We start from the raw sequence: 19,525 nt of genomic DNA, 5'->3' as shown, positions 1-19,525 counted from the left end.
TTGGCAAATCATTCCGGAAATCGAGCATGATCGACATTTTACTTTTGGCAATTTTGGGAATTGTGACCTGGTGTGTTGCCAGTGAAGGCGCCTGGGGGGCAGGGTTTATCTTTGTCTCTGTTCTGTTGGCTGGTCTATTAGCGATGAACTATTTCGAGCCTTTGGCAACTTTCTTGACGAATAATATTGCTAGTTCCGGGGCTTGGCGGCAGCGCTGGGATAGTATTGCCTTGGTTGGGTTATTTGTTGCTTTTATTTTTCTCTTTCGCGAAGTTACCGTGCGGATTGCTCCAACTTATATGCAGGTCCATCCTCTGGTTCATGAAATCGCACGATGGAGTTTTGCATTCATGACCGGATATATTGCCATGGCATTCTTACTGACGGCTTTGCACACAGCACCTTTGCCGCGTGAGTTTGGTGGTTTTACTCCAGAGAGAGCCAATTTTTTTGGAGCTGTCGCCCCAGATCGTCAATGGTTGGGTTTCACGCAATACGTTTCTGAAAAGTCTATGCGTAACGGTTCTATGGGCCATATATTTGATGGACCTGAATACACATTTCCACAGCATCAGAATAGTATCTGGCCATCTTTTCCCATTCGTTATGCAACGCGAAGAGGCCAAGGGGCAGCCGGTGGTGGGCAAGCCGCGAAACCTTTAACAGAAGAGAAAGCCAGTCGTGCATTTTAGCACGTACGTTGGTGCGTCTCAGTCGTGACTGAATTCGTGGCGGAACAAATCGACGACCTGTGGAATGAATCGTTCAAAGGCCCGCGCTCGATGACTAAGATGCTGTTTGACAATTGGTGCTAGCTCGCCGAAGGTTTTATGCAGTTCAATAATTTCAAAATAAGGGTCATAACCGAATCCGTTTTGCCCTCGTGGAGCCTCAGTGATACGTCCTCGACAACTGGCCTGTGTCTGTAAGCAAATTTCTCCTTGCGGATTAGATAACGCGACATTGCAGATATAAGCGGCGGTACGTTTTTCTGCGGGTGCGTTCTGCAGTTCCTGAATCATTTTGGCATTGTTCTGTTCATCAGATGCACCTTCTCCACTGAATCGTGCTGAATATATCCCCGGTGCACCATTCAGTGCGTCAATCATTAATCCACTGTCTTCACCAATCGTCCACTGGGAAGTGGCGCGTGCGACCTCAGATGCTTTTTTAGCTGCATTTTCTCCAAACGTGGTGCCGTCTTCTACAACCTCGGGTACATCAGGGAAATCGATCACACATTGCACCTGGATACCATGTGGTCGTAATAGATCTGAAATTTCACCAACTTTTTTTTGATTTCGACTGGCTAATATGATGATGGGAAGATGGGGCATTGATCAGTTGATTTTTAAAGGAAACATTCAGAAATCATTACTTTGGGTCGGACGAAACAACGGTTTTCCAATCTCACCGCGCAAAAAAAAGCCTTCCCAACTGCTGGCACTTTAACAAGCCTGCGTTTCAGAGGGAAGGCAATCCGTCTTTATATAAGCTGAACTGTGTTTACTTTGCTTTCGGGTTTCGAATCAAAGTCGGTTTGGGGTCAAATACCCAAGATGCCACTGGTGGTGATTGTGGTGTCTTTCCGGGAATCACAAAGTATTCTGCGGTCATCGATTCGACACCTGTTTCTGGATGCTTTTTCATTTTCGCCCCAAACAGTTTGGCATATTCCACGAGCCGAGGATCGTTCGGTGAATCAAAGGAGCCGACGGTGACAACGGATCGGTATTTTTCATGCAGGATATATGCATCAATGTTCTGAGGTGCTGAAGCTGGGAATCCATAGCTTTTAGCATTTCTGAGTGCTTTAGCGAGAGACCAGGCATTCTCGGCAGCCTGGTCCAGAGCATTACTGATTTTTAAGGTCTCGGAAGCATTTTGAAATCGTGAAGTTGCTGTTTTAGTGACAGAGTTTCCATAGAACGATGCCACAACCAGAGAATATTTTCCCTTATTTTTCAAAAGTGAGTATTCAATGCCAGAATTGAGTTTGGCAATGAGAGGATCCTGTTTTCTTTGAGCCACTTCTTGTGGTGAAAGCAGGGGATTGATAGTTAGAAATGCTCCACTCAGTGGTCCTGGTTGTCCAGGAGTTTTATTATATACGCCATTTTCTGTAAGCACTTTTGGCTGAAATTTTTTGAGATACTTAAGTGTCTTCTGGGCAACGTCGTCTTCACTATCAGAATAATTACCGGCAATCACTGAAATCATCGCACGTTGTGCAGCATAACTGCGGCGTTCTTCGCGACCGAGGCGATCGAGTGTATTAAAACGTTGGATCACAGATTCCTGGCTGAAAGTATAGGCAGGAATTCCACGCTTACGTAATTCGTAGACTAGTTCGTCGGCTGCCTCCTGTGCGCTTAAACCTTTTGAGCGTCTGCTTTCAGGAATGTCACGTAAGCTGGCTACCATGATCATCCAGGGGCCATGCCGCTTGGTAAGCTTATATTTTTTACCTTTAATGGCTTCAATTCTTGCATCTGCTTCTGGCGGAAGACTCGATACAAAAAAGGCCATAGCCAAGGTGATGATTAGACTTTTGTAAAATAGTCGCATGGTCCGCATATCAGTATCCCTTCTGAAAGCGTCCGAATTGGAATAAATTTATTAGCGAGAGCAGGCATTGATTTCCAATGCGTCCTGATTGGATCCAGATACCCATGAAATACACGTTTTAGTGATCTTGAAGTTGAGATGTCTCAGACATGCGAGAGGGAGTCTAGCAGTTTGCCAAAAATGAGTCTATAGGTGATTCATTCAAGACTCTCAAATCACTGAGTTCAGTGTAAATTAGCTGAGAATAGCCAGTGTTGCTCTATTCATCATTTTCAATGAATTGCATATTTCATACAATCTAAGTATTTGTGAAATAATAAGATAAGAATTACATTATGACTCTGCTCCCAAGTAAGTCAGCCAAAACCAGGATGAGGGGATATGCGCATACTTGTAGTATCTGACATTCATTCGAATTGGATAGCCCTCTCTTCGATCCAGGAAGACTTTGATTATTGTTTGTGTATCGGAGATCTGGTTGATTACGGGACCGATCCGTTACCTTGTATAGAATGGGTAAAACAGAACGCAACGGCTTGTGTGCGAGGCAATCACGATCATGCGGTGGCTCAGCGGGTCGAAGCAAAAGGAGCAACTGGATTTCGAAAGCTGGCGTGTGAAACCCGTCCCTTCCACTGGGAGTTACTAGACCGAGTCAGAATGAAGTATCTGGCACGATTGCCTATTACGCAGCAAATTACCATTGAGGGAGTGACATTCTACCTCGTTCATGGAACCCCCCGCGATCCACTCGATGAATACTTGAATGGCAACGAAGCTGGCTGGAAAGCACGATTGCAAAGTATCCATGCTGACTTTGTCTGCGTCGGGCATACTCATTTACCGTTTCATCTCGATCTCGGTGATAAACAAGTTGTTAATCCGGGAAGTGTAGGTCAGCCTCGAGACGGTGATCCTCGTTGTTCATATGCCATCATTGAAGATGGAAAAGTTTTCTTGAAGCGACAGGAATACGATGTCCAGGCTGCCATTCGTCAGATGGAAGAAGCTGGATTAATAGGAGAGGCGCTGGAAATGGCTTCCGGAGTTCTCATGAACGGTCGCATGTCTTGAATGAAAAATTTAATTCAATAGCGCTTCCAATTTAACCATAGTGGCTTCAAAGCCATGATACGAAGTTCAAACAGTACTAGAGACGCTGCAATAATCCCGGATACTGGCTAAGCTTGCGGTTCAGTCATACTCATGGGGTCAAGGGCTTCTCGTAATGTTTCATCTGGCAGTATTTTTTGTTCGGTGCAAAGTTCACGAATGGTTTTACCTGATTTGAAGGCTTCTTTGGCTAAGGCAGAAGCTTTCTCGTAACCAATATGTGGGTTCAGGCTGGTTACCATTGAGAGGCTGTTTTCGACTGCTGCATTGCAGGCTTCTTTGTTGGCTTCCATATGATCACAACAGAGTTTCACAAATTCATTACTGGAATTTGCTAACAGATGGATGCTCTCTAAAGCTGTGAATCCCATCATAGGCATCATGATATTCAATTGAAATTGGCCACCCGCTGCGCCAGACATCGTAATCGTTTGGTCGTTACCAATCACACGTGTGGTCGCCTGCATCATACTTTCACACATCACGGGATTGACTTTTCCAGGCATGATGGAGCTGCCTGGTTGCAGGTCAGGAATTTTGACTTCATAAAAACCACAGCGAGGTCCCGAGCCTAACCAGCGAATGTTGTTAGAAACATTAAAGAGAGTTGTGGCAATCGTTTTCAATTCAGCATGACATTCTACTAGTCCATCTCTTTGTGCATTGGCTTCAAAATGGTTGGAAGCCTCGACGAAAGCAATGCCTGTTAGCTTGGCCAACTCGAGACTGACACGGTGTCCAAATTCTGGATGAGTGTTAATTCCCGATCCAACGGCAGTGCCTCCCACTGGCAGCTCATAAACGGCAGCTGCTGCCCGCTTGGCACGTTCGACACACAATTCCAGTTGGCGGGCAAAACCACCGAATTCTTGTCCTAAGCGTAGCGGAGTCGCATCGGCCAAGTGGGTCCTACCAATTTTGATTATTTGATCCCACTCCTTCGCCTTTTGTTTAAGACTGTCAGCAAATTTTTCTAATCCAGGGATCAGTTGATGATGAATACTGGAAGCGACTGCGACATGGATAGCGGTGGGGAACGTATCATTTGTACTTTGCCCCATGTTGACATGATCGTTTGGATGGACAGATTTTTCAGGTGCAAATCGGTCTTCGTCCAGAATCTCAATAGCGCGGTTACTAATGACTTCGTTCACATTCATATTACTCGACGTTCCTGAACCGGTCTGATAGACGTCGATGGGGAATTGATCATCAAATTTGCCTGCAGCCACTTCCGTTGCTGCTGAGATAAGAGCTTCTATCTGTGTTTCAGAAAGGGGATTTTTGCCAGTTCCCGATAATTTTCCTAAATCGCGGTTGGCATGGGCGGCTGCGAGTTTGACCTGCCCCATTGCATGAATCAGGCTGGGAGGCAGAGTATTACCGGAGATTTGAAAATTCTCAACGGCTCGTTGAGTCTGCGCGCCATAATAGGCCTCTGCGGGAACTTGCACTTCACCCATTGAATCGCGTTCGGTTCGAAACCCCGACATGGTATATTTCCTGTCTCTGATGTGGATGTGAATTGTAAAAAAAGAGCCGACTTTCAAAGGTTTTGAAAGTCGGCATCAATTCTAGCAAGTTATCCTGTTTTCTCAATCGCCGTTTACTATCAGATTGGAAATGCCTACGGTAGTGGTTGTGAACTGCGCAAATAGCTAAACAGATCGCGGATTTCTTTTTCGGTGAGTTTGTTAAACAGTCCTTCTGGCATCAATGATTTTTTTTGTGGCAGCATTTCGTCAATATTGTTACGTTCAATCGTGATACTCTGGCCATCGGCACTACGCATCACGATCACATTGTTGTCTTGATCTGCAAGGAATCCATTGACAGTTCGGCCATCTTCTGTGACTACCAGGAACGTTTCATATCCTTCGCGAATTTCAGCAGAGGGATTTACAATATTGACCAGCATTCGTCCGACATCATCGCGTTTGAAGGCAGTCAGGTCTGGGCCGATTTCACCTCCTTCACCAAACAGTTTATGACATTTTCCGCAATGCTTCTGAAACAGTTTTTCTCCAGCATAACGATCAGGAGATTCTTTAGATGTCTCTAGAGTTTGTTGATAGGCGGCAATTTGTTTTTGCATTTCTTCGGTTGTCGCTCCAGAAATAGAGCCAAAATGCTTGGAGATGAGGTTGGCAATGTTTACATCACTATAAACGGTCATTTTACGCGCTGTTTCAACTGGTACTGTTTCTTTGTTGATTTTTCCCGCGTCAAGAGCCGTTAAGAATTCGCGCGTCCAGGGTTTACGGATTGAAACCAGTGTCTGAGCAGCGCTGCGTAAATCGTCCGACATTTCCGGATACTGAGCGGTAACGACCTTACCGATTGTTTCGTCCGGATATTGCTGCAGAGCATTGATTGAGGCGATCTGCATCTGCAAGTCGCTTGATGTTTTGATAATTTTTAAAAGCACGGGAATACATTGTGGTACTTTCACTTCACCAAAAATCTGGATGTAATCGAGTCGCTTTTGATTATCGGCTTTGGAATCTGCTACGACTTTTAATGCCTTTGTAATGGCAGCCTTGTCACCCTGGCGAATACCTAAGGAGATGGATTGCCCACCATATTTTGACATCGCAATGACCAGTGCTTTGGGGAAGCTGGTTTGAGATCGACCTTTCATTGCCGTTTCAAAGCCTGACATGAGAATTTCAGCATGCGATTTTTCTGGTGCCAATTCCAACAACTTTGCGCAAATAATCAGGTCATTACGTGATCCTGTGGAAGCAAACCGACGTATCATGCGTTCCAGAATATATTTTTCGACGAGTGGATATTGCCAGACTTCCACTTTTGAAAAGTAAGCCAGCAATGCTTCTCGATTTTTTGCAACCCGCTTTTCCAATGACCACCACAGGATGAGAGGAAGATGAATATCTTCAAGGTCTTCTGAACGGCTTAGTAGATTAAAGGCGATGGGTAGCCCGATTTCTGCGGGAAGCCGTTTGGATGAACTGGCAAGTTGACTACGGACTTGTACGTGTGGTTCCGTTAAAGCAAGAGCAGTCAATTGCTGCCCGATTTTTGCTGGGACCTGGTTTTCATCACATAATAGTCTGATGGTCCAAGCGCGGACGAAAGGGTCTTTATGCTGTAAGGATCTGCGGGCTATCTTTTCATCCAGCCCGCCACTCAGGTTCAGAGCCCAGAGTGCTTCTAATGCTGATTGTCCCTCCGAATCGAACAGTTTCTGTTTTAAAGCGGGAATAACGGTAGCGTCTTTTCGATCTCCAAACAGGCGTAAGGCCTGTTGGCGATACCATTTGTTGGGATGGTCCAGAACTGCAATCAACTCCAGTGAAGTTTTTTTACCTAGGTCAAAGGGAGCAACAGGCTTGGCATCTTTGGCGTTGATCCGATAGATACGGCCATCTCCTTTTTCCACATTGCCTTGGTAGTGCTGAAGGTGGGCAATCTGTGGTTCATACATATCACAAAAATAAACCGCACCATCAGGACCAAGTTTGATATCGACGGGCCGAAAACGTTTATCAGTGGTAGCCACGGGGCGCTGTAAGTCTTCTGTTTTATAGGAAGATCCATCATCGGAGATTTGGCTTTCGACTACGCGGCCTTGTAGAGGTTCGATTCCGAATAAATGGCCGTGATATTTTGAAGGAAGTGTATTGGCTTCATAGATAATAAAGTTATGTGTGAAGCGGGGGACCTTAGCGTGCTTCATCGCCTGGAAATAACCAAATGCATAAGGATTTGAAAGAGGTCCGTGTTTTCCGAATCCTTTCTGGTAATAGCTGCCTTGCGTATAATGAAAGCCACGTGTATTTCCGCCGTTGTGTCCTGAATAGATACGACCTTTCTTATCGACTTCCACACCAAAGGCATTACCACCCCCTTCAGCAAATATCTCATAAATTTTCTTTTCAGGATGATATCGCCAGATCAACTGACCGAGAGAAGCGATGGCTTCTTTATCTTTTTGTCCGGGTTTTTTCACTTTGCCAGAGACTGTACTTCCTTGTGAGGAATACAGCCAACCATCGGGCCCCCAACGTAAACTATTGACTACAGAGTGGGTGTCTTCCAGACCGAAGCCTTCGAGATGGACAACAGGGTCACCATCGGGAACATCGTCGTTGTTATGATCAGGATAAAACAACAGATAAGGAGGATTTAAGACCCAGACACCGCCACGTCCTTTGACGAATGAAGAGGCAATATTCAAGCCATCGATAAACGTTTTATGTTTGTCGTATTTGCCATCGCCGTCGGTATCTTCATGAATTGTAATTTTGTCGGCACCCCGTTCGTGATGAGGAGGTGGTAAGGGAACCTTATCGTAAACAGCGCGCAGATGTTTGTCCTTGCTAAGAACTCGAAGGCCTTCAGGGTAGGGGTACTGCAGGTAGTTAATAACCCACATTCGCCCCCGTTCGTCGAAGTTTTGAAAAATGGGCTGTTTAACATGCGGTTCAGCCAGCACCTGTTCAATTTTGAGGTCTTGGGGAACAGTGAATTTTTTTAGTGAATCTGCTGGGTTGAAAAATTCTCCTCCTTTGTTATTCGGAGGTGGTATTGGCGGCGCAGCCTGACTGATTGTGAACGTAGTTATGATTTGTGAGATCGTAAGCAGAAAGAGCAATCGATGGCTCATTGTTCTGGATCCTTTAAGTCAATGGTTCGATAGTTGTAATCAATTCAGGCGGGGCCCAGGATTTTTACCTGGGTATGAAAATAGAAGTTGAATTCCTTAAGTAAATTCAGAAACAACTCTTTAGTCTGAGCAGTGAAGACATCAAAATCAAGTATCAAGCTGAGATTCCATAATGGTTTTTCTGATTATGAAAGCTTAAGCTTCTGTGGAGTTTATAAGAAAAAATCTTGTCTTCAGTAGCTCCCGACTGCTCTCCGTTCTTACGATAATTAAAAAGAAGTTGTTCAAAAGAATGCTAGCATTTTCAACAATTCATTCGAAATAGGACCCTGTAAGATGATGAACAAACAATTGACGCTCGCGATCATAGGTTTGTGTTTTGGCTCTCAGATCGTTTTGGGCCAAGATCAAAATGATACTAGACAAGAAATACATCCCTTGCCTAAGACAGTAGCACCGGATGCAAAGCTTCAAGAAGAGTATGCTGCCAAAGCATTCTTTGAAGGACCAACTTGGGATCCATTAGGAAAGAGATTGTATTTTACTTCGTTTGTTGACAAAGAGTCTAAGATTTTGCGGTTGGAAAGGCGAGGAAAAGTGATGGTATGGCTCGATCATACCAAAGGGATCAATGGAACCTATCTTTCTAATGAGGGACGCATGCTCGGAGCGCAGGCATATGGCCAACATGTGATGAGCTATGGATTTGGTAAGTCTGGTCCGAGTGAGACAATTGTTGTGGCTCAAAATTCGATGTGGAATCAGCCCAATGATGTCTGTCAAACTCCGAATGGAAATATTTATTTTACAGATCCTGATTTTAAGCATCGCAAAACGAGTGCTGTTTATGTGAGAACGACTGATGGAACGGTCAAAAAAATTATTACTACGATACCGGTTCCTAATGGAGTGATTGCCGCCAACGATGGCAAGACGCTTTACGTAGGTGATAGTCACGAAAAGCTTTGGAAGAGTTTTCCCATCAAAGCAGATGGAAGCGTTGGGGAAGGCAAAGTGTTTTTCAATCCTGATACGAAGCGACAAGATTCTCCCGATGGTATGACAATCGATTCTAAGGGTAACCTGTATCTTTCGGGACGAGGCGGGGTCTGGGTGGCAAGCCCCCAGGGAGAATCTTTAGGACTGATTCCCGTTCCTGAATTTTGTTCGAATGTGACCTTTGGAGGAGAAGAGGGAAAAACGTTGTTTCTCACCTGTTCTAATAAAGTTTATAGTTTAAAAATGGATGTCAAAGGCGCTCAGTTTCCATAAAATCATTTTAGAATCGAAACGCGATTACAAAATTGCAGCCCCTTTGACGTCGATGCCTTTCAGAACCATCTTCAACTCTTCGACATTTGGTGAAATTTCAAATGCATCTGCACGACTAATGAATTCCTGATCAATAAACCCTTTCAAGCTATCATTAAATTGTTGCATTCCTTCATCTTTACCGATGCGGATGGCGGCAGCCAATTTTTCGTCTTCTTCTTCCAGTACCAGTTTTCTGACGGTAGGATTGAAAGTCATGATTTCTACAATGGGTACACGCCCTGGTGCGTCGACGATCGTTTTCAGAAGTTTTTGGGCAACAATTGCTCGCATGTTAAATGCCAGACTTCCTCTGAGCGCTTTGTGCATATCCTGGGGAAACAAGTCAAGGATACGACCAATACAACTGGGGGCGTTAGATGCGTGAATTGTACCGAATACCAAGTGCCCTGTTTCTGCTGCATGGATCGCAGTTGAAAATGTTTCCATGTCACGCATTTCGCCTACCAGCATGATGTCAGGGTCCTGACGCACGGCATGCTTCATTGCGATTTCAAAGTCTTTGACGTCGATACCGACTTCGCGTTGATTGATTAAGCATTTGTTCTGCGTGTAAACGAATTCGATCGGATCTTCAATCGTCAAAATATGTTTACGATAATTGTCGTTGACCCAGTTCAGCATTGAAGCAATCGTGGTACTTTTACCACTACCGGTCACCCCAGCTAACAGGACCATTCCCTGGTCAAACTTACAAAGTGACTCCATGACTGGAGGTAGATATAAACCTTCAAAGTTGGGGATGGAGCGTTCAATTTTACGTGAAACCATTCCCGGAAAACCCAATTGAATAAATAAGTTCACACGGAAACGCCAAGGCTCGCCATCGTGTTCCACGACGTAAGAGAAGTCAGCTCCCCCTTCATCGTGAAAGATTTTTGTATTTCTTTCATCCATCATGGGGGTGAAGAGAGCCATCATCTGATCTTTAGATATGGGCTCCATTTGTAATTCACGCAAGGTTCCTTTGACACGTAGAATCGGTGCCTTCCCCACTTGCATGTGTAAGTCAGAACCGCCATGCTTGATTAGTTGACGGAAGACTTTATCGATATCGTTTTCTGCGCGTCCCGTGATGGGTGAAATATCTTTTGGTTTTGCAGGAACGGTTGTCGCCATGTATCAGCTCCACTATGAAATGCTCTATTCAGACTGGGAGTCCGTGATGAAATCGAAGTGTACCAGAGATTAGATTTAAACACTAAAACAAAGAATCAGGAATGCATAACTATCCCACTTTAGTCTGTGTTTACTCGACGTATATTACATTTTTGAAGAGTCTGGAAGAACATTCAAGGCCCTTTTGCTGTGATCAAGAGAAAAATGTCTCTTGTTCCATCGAATAAGTTGCTTTTACTGGTTCAAACGACAGTTTATTTACTTAGGAAACGGTGCTTTTAAAGCGAATTGGAACACCCCGTTCAGCCAGATAGCGTTTTGTGACATCAACTGGGTAAGTACCATAATGAAAGATACTCGCAGCCAGAGCGGCGCTAGCATTTCCTTCAGAGAGAATTTGATATAAGTGTTCAGGGCAACCGGCACCACCACTAGCAACAACAGGAATCGTAACTGCTTCTGCAACGGCCTTGGTCATCGGTAGATCGTAGCCGTCTTTGGTTCCATCGGCATCCATCGATGTCAAAACAATTTCGCCTGCGCCAAGATCTTCCACTTTCTGAGCCCATTCGACGGCTTCGAGCCCTGTAGGAATTCTTCCTCCATTAACATGAACTTCCCAAAATTCTTTTCCTGCTTTTTGGACTCGTCTGGGATCAATGTTTACAACGATACACTGGCTACCAAATCGTAGTGCAGCTTCCTTGATTAATTCAGGATCCTTTACGGCAGAAGAGTTGATCGAAACTTTATCACAACCCGCACTCAGTAAGGCGCGAATATCATCGAGAGTTCGAATGCCACCCCCAACGGTAAGGGGCATAAAAATGACTTCAGACGTTCGCCGAACAATGTCAAGGATGATGTTACGTTCTTCATGGCTGGCAGTGATATCCAGAAAGACCAGCTCATCGGCCCCTTGTTCTTCATAGCGCGCGGCGACTTCGACGGGATCACCAGCGTCTTGAAGATTGATAAAATTTACACCCTTGACAACTCGGCCTGCATGGACATCCAGGCATGGAATGATTCGTTTAGCCAGCATTAAAGAGTTTATCCAGAAATTTCATGAAACAGGAAGTAGGTACGTCACTATTCAAGACAATTAAATTTGCGAAGTATTGCATTTTGTAATTACCAGATTAAACAACTTTGTGGAATTTCGATAGAGAGTTCATCGTTCCAGCTAATAGTCAAAAAGAGATTTGATTAGCCACTTCAATTAATCTTCCAATAACTAAAATCGCGCACTCGGTGAAGGCAAAGTTAATTAATAATAATTTTATATTATTGTTGAAAAATATTGACTGAGTCACATTACTTTATATACTCTAGAATTAATACTTTTGTATATTAATAATTTCATGTATATTAATGTTTACCATTATTTAATAGATGAAAATACGTATTATGCGAAAGTGGTTGTCAGTTTAAAAACTGACAAATAAAAAAACTCCTATCTCGATTTTTATTCTAATCGATCAACGGATTCACGTTCTGCTGATCACGATAAATGCTGTTAAGTCTAAATAAATCATTGTTTGTGTTTACTTCGAAATCCATTAATTCCTAGTGGAGGCGCTTACAAATTTAGACAGTGTTTTGAATTGTGCTTTAAACGATCAATCTCTTCTTCTTTGTTTTGTCATTTAAAGTCATTTCAATTCTTTGGTTTTTTTGTTTGAGCCAATGCACGAAGTCGTAAATTTATCTCATTTCTTTTTCTTTATTCTGGAGGTGAAAAATGCAACGGCATGTAAGAAAACGTGGGTTCACTTTAATTGAACTCCTAGTCGTCATTGCCATCATTGCGATCTTAATTGCTCTATTGTTGCCAGCAGTGCAACAAGCACGTGAGGCCGCACGCCGTTCAACTTGTAAAAACAATTTGAAACAAATTGGGCTTGCTTTACACAACTACCATGACGCCCATTCTGTTTTTCCTTACTCAGTCTCGCACGCTCACAGTATTACATCTGGGTCTGCAAACCATCCTATTGGTCTTAACCATCGTGGATGGTTGCTATTATTACCATACATCGATCAGGCTCCCTTATACAATCAGTTCAATTTCAGTTTAGCAGCAAGTACAGGAGCACCCTCTGCAAAGCCAGTACCAGGTGGATTACTGCCCGGGTCACCAGGTAACGCGAATGATTTGGTTATCTCAAGGATCATTCCCGCATTTATGTGCCCTTCAGATGATAATGTCACACATTATACTTCAACGACTAGCGCTCATTATTCAATTGCTCCCGGAAGCTCAACTCAAACCGCTGCTCATACAAACTATGATTTCAGTGTCACACGAACATCCAGTTCAGCAAGTATCTGGTCACAGGAATCGAGAACCACTCGTCGGATGTTTGGTCTTGATGCTTGTAGTCGAGTTCGTGATGTCAAAGATGGCATGAGTAATACCGTTGCAGTCGCAGAAACCACTCGTTGGACTTATAACGGAGTATCGGCTACATGGGGGCATGCGAAGTGGGTTGGCCATGGTGTCGATTTAACCTATTCACGTGGAATTAATTGGTGGCCCTGCTGTTCTTGGGATTCACCACCATTTCAACGTCCCACAGGGCCAGGAAGGCTTGGCGACTGGTCTACCGTTGGTAGCTTACACACCGGTGGAGCCCATGTATTGTTGGGAGATGGTGCGGTCAGATTCATTAGTGAAAATATTGATGCTACCACACGAAATAACCTGGCCTACATTGCAGATGGAAATCCACTTGGAGAATTCTAAGCTCCCATTTGGTTAACTTAAACATATCTGACCACGGGTGATGCTATCCAGCACGCCCGTGGTCCATTTCTCCACTGCTTCTTTTTCTCAGTAATTCTTCTGATTTTTAGATTGGACAGGATATTAATTAGATGTTGCACAATCGACTATTATTGAGCTGTTTATTTTTCTGCCTGATTGGATGTGGCGGTACAAGTGAAAACACCTTGGAAGTCTACCCTGTGAGTGGGGCCGTAACCGTTGATGGGGAGGCATTACCGAATGTTTCAGTTACTTTTTTCCCTGAGAAACCGACGAAAGGTAATGGTGGTTTTGGAGCCACGGATGAGACTGGTAATTTTACACTCAAAGATCGTGATCAACGTGATGGTGTTGCGGAAGGAACTTATCGGGTCTTATTCACGCGTCTGGTAAAGGCTGACGGGACTCCCATTGGAAGTGATCAAATGGCAGCAGATGTTGAAGCAAAGAATTCACTTCCTGAGAAATATAATGATCCTGGCCAATCTCCAATGACAGCTACAGTCACGAAATCAAACGAGCCTTTCAAATTTGAGTTGAAAACGAAGTAATTGTCAGCTTTGGTCATTGTTTTCTCTCTAGTTCGCTTGGCCCTCAGACAATAGAATACCCGTTTGCACTAGTCCCCCAAAAAACAAGGGCAGGCCTTATCAGGCCTGCTCTTGTTTTTTCGATGAAGTGTAACTGATTTCAAGAGTTTCTATTTCGTTTTCCGTAGTGAGAAGCAGAGTTATTACTTCTGACTTCACCTGGACAATACTGCGAACTTTCGAAGACTCGTTATGGCCCACTAGAGGATCCAGGGCCAGTTAGTTGTCCTCAGCATAGTGCCGGTGTGCATTCGATGGAACCACCTGTGCCCTGAAGGATGTCAACGTTCGCTTATTTATAATCAGGCTTGTCTGAGAATATTCAAGACACAGCTCAGCTTCTTGACAATTGCTCTACACATCTCATGTCTACCTTGAGCGCACACTTTTGATTTGTAGTTTCACTTGATCTGCAGTCTGAAAGCAAGTCCTGATTCTTAGCTCAATAATGATGATTCAAAATTTTATTCGTTGAAAAGGATTGACTAGCAAACAATATTTTATATACTCAAATTAATACTAATGTATATTAATAATAAAATGTATATACTTAAAATGTAGGTATTGAATACTAATGTTGTTGTGAACATATTGCTTGAAGTGATTAGTTTGACATTTTAGAACTCCATATCTAAATCAACAAATCGGCGAATATGCGTTCGATGGATCATCATAAATGCTTTTAAATTAAGGTGTTATTCCCTTTAGTTTGAGCTAGAACGCGCATTCGTAATTATTATTCTCATTTCTTAGCTAACTTTATTCCGGAGGTGAAAAATGCAGCATCATGTAAGAAGAGGTGGTTTCACTTTAATTGAACTCTTAGTCGTGATCGCCATCATTGCGATCTTAATTGCTCTTTTATTACCGGCCGTACAGCAGGCCCGTGAAGCCGCGCGACGAACTGAGTGTAAAAACAACCTAAAGCAAATTGGGCTGGCATTACACAACTATCACGAAACCTTTGGTTCTTTTCCGCCTGCGCAAATTCGCGGTTTTAATGGTACCGTTGAACTGGGAAATGCAGCAAGTTGGGGAGCGATGATTCTTCCCTATATGGATCAGGCACCTCTATATAATCAGCTCAATTTTAATATCGGAATTTTTGAGGGAACCAACAAGACAGTGATTACTGGACTGAGCGGTATTGATGCCGTTTTATGTCCCAGTGATTCCGATCGAAACCCAACACGGAGCGTTCATGGTTCAAGCACCCCGAATTATATGAGTTCAATTCCCAGTACCAGTTATGCTGGCAGTGTGGGAGGATTTCAGAATGCTGATAGCACCTTTGCAGGACTTTCTGGAGGTTTTTTTACGTTTGATCGCGCACGACCCACTAAAATGTCAGGGTTTAAAGATGGAACTTCAAACACAATTGCGGTTGGAGAACGGTCGTATCAAGTATGGACCGGTGGTTCATGGTTGGGGCTTCAGCACAATACGTTTACAACAGCCAGTCCTGGAAATGATACTGCCTGCTGTTGGGATTGGTTCATGGCTGCTGGTTTATATCCCATTACTAACGAACTTAGGCCGGGGATGTCATCTCCGAATTGGCGATTTGGTAGTCCTCATGTGGGAGGAGCACAATTTCTAATGGCAGACGGAGCTGTCCGGTTCCTCTCAGAAAATATTGATCATATTGTTTCGCAAAGAAGTGCTTCGACTTGTGCTGCCCACGACTGTGGCTGCGAGTGGAGTAATGATCCCGGTGGTTGTGCAACAGGAGTACCTGGGGGTGGTTGGAATGATAAAGCTTATCTGGCAAATCATTGGGGCATTTATCAGAGATTACACCACAGAAACGATGGGTTATCAGTGGGTGATTATTAAACGGCTGTTCCAGGTTTGAATTCTAATTCGTCTGCCTGCATTTCTTTACTTAAGGAGTGCAGGTTTAATTTTAAGACATCTATTCGATTCTGGATTTAGATTTTGATTTAAGTGATGTTGAGGGACAGTCGTCAATTAATTTGCTCGAAACGTTCGACTATAAGTTGAGAAAGTATTTTGTTATTAAATCGGGACATGAGATTACATTGAAAGAAAGAACTAATGATTAAAGAAATCCGAAAATTATCATGTTTGTTTTTTTTGTTCCTAAGCGTATTATCTGTCGCTTGCGGAAGTAGCAATCATGCTGAATCGACTCAACCCGATCCTGGATTGAATGCAGATGAGTCTGCTGCAGAATTGGAAAAAGCAGAAAAATAATGCCCGACAGATCGCAGATGAACTTTGAGTCTTGTTTATAGCCTTGGTTCTATGCATAAAATGCTAAAACTTTAGCACAAATGTGCTCTATCATTGCTTTACTGAATTCAAAAACCAGGCAGCCTCGTCTGAGGTAGCCGGTTTAGTTAGAGATTCTAAAACAGACAAAAAATAAGAGGGCCAGCTCATTATTAGAATGAGCTGGCTTATTACTATTCTGGTGGGAGAGAGAGGGAATCCTCATCTCCTACTTGCATTGGGGTCTCACTATTATCAGAAGGTTCTTTCGAGCTTACTCCGGAAAAACACCCCGAAATTGGTAACAGCAGGGCTAAGCTTAAGACCAACAGCCACAGCTTGTGAAACTTTTCCACAATCATCTCCTTAACGTTTCAATCAGATATTAAAAATAATTTAGGGGACTAAAATTGGATTTCATACAGAGCTCCCTCCTTGAGGAGGGAGCTAACGTGAATTAATACTCGCCTAATACCTGACCATCGTTAATGCGTGTCAGTAAGGCATAGGTGTTCTTATCCATATTCTCACTCAGGAAACGAACGGATCCATCTCCCAGCAAAACATGAATGCCTCCTTCGTGGACGCTGGAAGCAACTGTTACATGATGCCTGTTGTCTGCGGTTGCACCTGAGCTTGTCATTCCCGGCACATGTACAGCCCCATTGATGTGGTAGCGTGCGTTATTAATGTGGTTGGCATCAATATTGGGATGGTTGACAGCAAATGTTCCATAACGACGATAACCACCCCAGATAGGTGTGTAAGAATCACTGGTACGACCATTGATGGCGCCTTCGCAGACGGCAATCGTATTACTCATTCCATCTTTGACATCCTTGATCTTAGCGGCACCATTAAAACCAAACATGCCTCGATATCGAATCCCAGTGCGGCCATCAGCTAAATTACTGGCACTAGTTTGATAGATAGACCAAATTCTCCCCCCGGTCCATCCAACACCATGCCCCCCAGCACAGAAGAGATAATTGGTTCTGGCATGATTAGCGATATAGTTATCAACACTACCATTGACGACTTCAATCGTTTCACCATCATCGGATGGGCAGAGCAGAACAGGGAGAATCGTTTGTACCAGAGGGCTATTCGCATTGGGCCATCCACCTACGACTCCAGTGATCGAATTGGAAACTGAGCCAGAAGGTGGCCCAAAATGACCATTTGTAGCGATGTTGAGATTAAGCTGATTGTAAAGTGGTGCCTGATCCATAAAAGGCAACAACATCAGCCAAGCCGTGTGATTCAAAGCAAGAGTTGGCTCGACAGAGACATCTTGAAAGTTTCCACTGCCAATATTATTGGCACCGATGGGAAAGACACGGTGAGTCTCGTGATAATTATGGAGTGCCAGACCAACTTGTTTCAAATTATTTTTACACGTACTACGACGAGCAGCTTCTCGTGCTTGTTGTACTGCTGGTAACAGCAATGCGATGAGGATGGCAATGATGGCGATCACCACCAGTAATTCAATCAATGTAAAACCATGTTTTTGTGAACGCTTTCGACTCATGTTAAATCTCTTTCGAAAAAAATGAATGAAGTAGAAGTAATAGACAAAATTCCCTGTTAAAAACAAGTAAAAGAGAAATGCCAATTCATCGTGAGATCGAACTGGCTTTTTTTATTCAGGTGGAAGAGCTAGGTCATCTTCGTTTCCTACTTGTAGAGGGGTTTCATTATTTACTGAAGACTCTTACGAGTTTCCAAAGTACCCCAAAATCGCTAACGCCAAAACCATGCTCAAGAGTAATAACACCATTTTTGGGGACTGTTCCACAATCACCTCCTTTACGCTTTACAGAAGTAAAAAGGTACGTCTGAGTATTCGAATTGAAACTCAGACGTGCTCTATTTGTGGGGAGTGTGTAATACTTAATTAATACTCACCTAATACCTGACTGTCGTTGATGCGCGTCAGTAAGGCATAAGTGTTTTTGTCCATATTTTCGCTCAGAAAACGGACAGATCCATCTCCCAGTAAAACATGGATACCCCCTTCATGAACGCTGGAAGCAACTCCTACATGATGCCTTCTATCGGCGGTTGCACCAGAAGATGTCATGCCTGGCACATGTAGCGGCCCATTGATGTGGTAGCGTGCATTATTAATGTGGTTGGCATCAATATTGGGGTGGTTGACAGCGAATGTTCCATAACGACGATAGCCTGCCCAGATAGGAGTATAAGCATCATTGGTACGACCATTGATAGCTCCTTCGCAGACAGCGATTGTAGTGCTCATTCCATCTTTGACATCTTTGATTTTGGCAGCGCCATTGAAACCAAACATGCCCCGATAACGAATGCCAGTGCGCCCGTCAGCTAAGTTACTGGCGCTCGTTTGATAGATAGACCAGATTCTCCCTCCGGACCATCCGTTACCATGTCCACCCGCGCAAAACAGATAGTTCGTTCGGGCATGGTTGGCAATATAGTTTGCAGCGTCGGTTCTGACTTCAATCGTCTCGCCATCATCAGAAGGGCAGAGTAGAACTGGCAGAATTGTCTGGACCAGAGCACTATTAGCGTTAGGCCATCCACCTACGACACCGGTAATTGAGTTGGAGACCGTGGAAGATGGGGCACCGAAATGACCGTTGGTGGCGATGTTGAGATTAAGCTGATTGTAAAGTGGTGCCTGATCCATAAAAGGCAATAACATCAGCCAAGCCGTGTGATTTAAAGCAAGAGTTGGCTCGACAGAGACATCTTGGAAGTTTCCACTGCCAATATTATTGGCACCGATGGGAAAGACACGATGAGTCTCATGGTAGTTGTGTAATGCAAGCCCAATCTGTTTCAAATTGTTTTTGCACGTACTACGGCGGGCAGCTTCTCGTGCTTGTTGTACTGCTGGTAACAGCAATGCGATGAGGATGGCAATGATGGCGATCACCACCAGCAATTCAATCAGTGTAAAGCCTTGCCTCTGCGAACGTTTCAGGTTCATGTTACATCTCCTTAAATGAAAAAATAAAATGAGTATGAATAAAATATTTCTGCAGAAAAAAGCACGCAAATATTCTTAAACTCAAAGGAGTTGTTTGTTAGAACTGATTTTGAAGTAACGTCTAGAAGTGTCGAATATGTATTTAAAAACTGTTTAGAATTTAGTTAGATTGATCGAATTGCTGATCATTAATG

The 19,525-nt window shown here is 43.7% G+C and carries 15 protein-coding genes; 7 read left to right on the top strand and 8 right to left on the bottom strand.

The genetic code is table 11. The features are described from left to right. Positions 1-26 precede the first annotated feature (26 nt). On the top strand, positions 27-692 hold the full coding sequence (locus V144x_RS27225; RefSeq protein ID WP_144990208.1) for a CvpA family protein: 666 nt from the start codon (positions 27-29) through the stop codon (positions 690-692). Positions 693-710: 18 nt separating this feature from the next. Here V144x_RS27225 and rdgB read toward each other — a convergent pair whose 3' ends face one another. Next, on the bottom strand, positions 711-1,337 hold the full coding sequence (gene rdgB / locus V144x_RS27220; protein WP_144990206.1) for an RdgB/HAM1 family non-canonical purine NTP pyrophosphatase: 627 nt from the start codon (positions 1,335-1,337) through the stop codon (positions 711-713). Between the two features lie 169 nt (positions 1,338-1,506). Further along, positions 1,507-2,577 (bottom strand): hypothetical protein, encoded by a 1,071-nt coding sequence (locus V144x_RS27215; RefSeq protein WP_144990204.1) that lies wholly within the window; start codon positions 2,575-2,577, stop codon positions 1,507-1,509. Between the two features lie 372 nt (positions 2,578-2,949). Here V144x_RS27215 and V144x_RS27210 point away from each other — a divergent pair, with 372 nt between their 5' ends. Next, on the top strand, positions 2,950-3,642 hold the full coding sequence (locus V144x_RS27210) for a metallophosphoesterase family protein (protein WP_144990201.1): 693 nt from the start codon (positions 2,950-2,952) through the stop codon (positions 3,640-3,642). Positions 3,643-3,749: 107 nt separating this feature from the next. Here the strand turns inward: V144x_RS27210 and V144x_RS27205 are convergent, their stop codons facing one another. Together V144x_RS27205 and V144x_RS27200 are read right to left on the bottom strand one after the other, a co-directional pair. Beyond that, complete coding sequence (locus V144x_RS27205) at positions 3,750-5,174, bottom strand: class II fumarate hydratase (protein WP_144990199.1); 1,425 nt, start codon at positions 5,172-5,174, stop codon at positions 3,750-3,752. Between the two features lie 134 nt (positions 5,175-5,308). After that, on the bottom strand, positions 5,309-8,311 hold the full coding sequence (locus V144x_RS27200; RefSeq protein ID WP_144990197.1) for a PVC-type heme-binding CxxCH protein: 3,003 nt from the start codon (positions 8,309-8,311) through the stop codon (positions 5,309-5,311). Between the two features lie 336 nt (positions 8,312-8,647). Between V144x_RS27200 and V144x_RS27195 the strand changes: the two genes are divergently transcribed. Continuing rightward, complete coding sequence (locus V144x_RS27195) at positions 8,648-9,583, top strand: SMP-30/gluconolactonase/LRE family protein (RefSeq protein ID WP_144990195.1); 936 nt, start codon at positions 8,648-8,650, stop codon at positions 9,581-9,583. Positions 9,584-9,607: 24 nt separating this feature from the next. Here V144x_RS27195 and V144x_RS27190 read toward each other — a convergent pair whose 3' ends face one another. Together V144x_RS27190 and hisF are read right to left on the bottom strand one after the other, a co-directional pair. After that, positions 9,608-10,762: a type IV pilus twitching motility protein PilT gene (locus tag V144x_RS27190; protein WP_144990193.1), complete on the bottom strand. Its 1,155-nt coding sequence runs from the start codon at positions 10,760-10,762 to the stop codon at positions 9,608-9,610. 262 nt (positions 10,763-11,024) lie between these two features. Further along, positions 11,025-11,807 (bottom strand): imidazole glycerol phosphate synthase subunit HisF, encoded by a 783-nt coding sequence (gene hisF, locus V144x_RS27185; RefSeq protein WP_144990191.1) that lies wholly within the window; start codon positions 11,805-11,807, stop codon positions 11,025-11,027. 699 nt (positions 11,808-12,506) lie between these two features. On the opposite strand from hisF, the gene V144x_RS27180 reads away from it, so the two are divergent. From V144x_RS27180 to V144x_RS28560, 4 genes are all read left to right on the top strand, one after another. Then, a complete protein-coding gene (locus V144x_RS27180) occupies positions 12,507-13,511 on the top strand; it encodes a DUF1559 domain-containing protein (RefSeq protein ID WP_144990189.1) in 1,005 nt (334 codons plus the stop codon). Positions 13,512-13,642: 131 nt separating this feature from the next. Continuing rightward, positions 13,643-14,083, top strand: a complete 441-nt coding sequence (locus V144x_RS27175) for a carboxypeptidase regulatory-like domain-containing protein (protein ID WP_144990187.1) — start codon at positions 13,643-13,645, stop codon at positions 14,081-14,083. A gap of 816 nt (positions 14,084-14,899) precedes the next feature. After that, positions 14,900-15,958 carry a DUF1559 domain-containing protein gene (locus tag V144x_RS27170; RefSeq protein ID WP_144990185.1) on the top strand — a complete coding sequence of 353 codons (1,059 nt, stop codon included), beginning with the start codon at positions 14,900-14,902 and terminating at the stop codon, positions 15,956-15,958. Positions 15,959-16,180: 222 nt separating this feature from the next. Beyond that, positions 16,181-16,339 carry a hypothetical protein gene (locus V144x_RS28560; RefSeq protein WP_197998663.1) on the top strand — a complete coding sequence of 53 codons (159 nt, stop codon included), beginning with the start codon at positions 16,181-16,183 and terminating at the stop codon, positions 16,337-16,339. 475 nt (positions 16,340-16,814) lie between these two features. On the opposite strand, the gene V144x_RS27165 is transcribed toward V144x_RS28560, so the two are convergent. Together V144x_RS27165 and V144x_RS27160 are read right to left on the bottom strand one after the other, a co-directional pair. Further along, positions 16,815-17,891, bottom strand: a complete 1,077-nt coding sequence (locus tag V144x_RS27165) for a DUF1559 domain-containing protein (RefSeq protein WP_144990183.1) — start codon at positions 17,889-17,891, stop codon at positions 16,815-16,817. A 366-nt stretch (positions 17,892-18,257) separates the two neighbouring features. Continuing rightward, positions 18,258-19,331, bottom strand: a complete 1,074-nt coding sequence (locus V144x_RS27160; RefSeq protein WP_232102658.1) for a DUF1559 domain-containing protein — start codon at positions 19,329-19,331, stop codon at positions 18,258-18,260. Between the last annotated feature and the right edge of the window lie 194 nt (positions 19,332-19,525).

It is taken from the genome of Gimesia aquarii (assembly GCF_007748195.1).
GTDB lineage: Bacteria > Planctomycetota > Planctomycetia > Planctomycetales > Planctomycetaceae > Gimesia > Gimesia aquarii.
The sequence above is the reverse complement of the archived record's forward strand: the minus strand, read 5'-3'. Positions and strand labels throughout refer to the sequence as shown.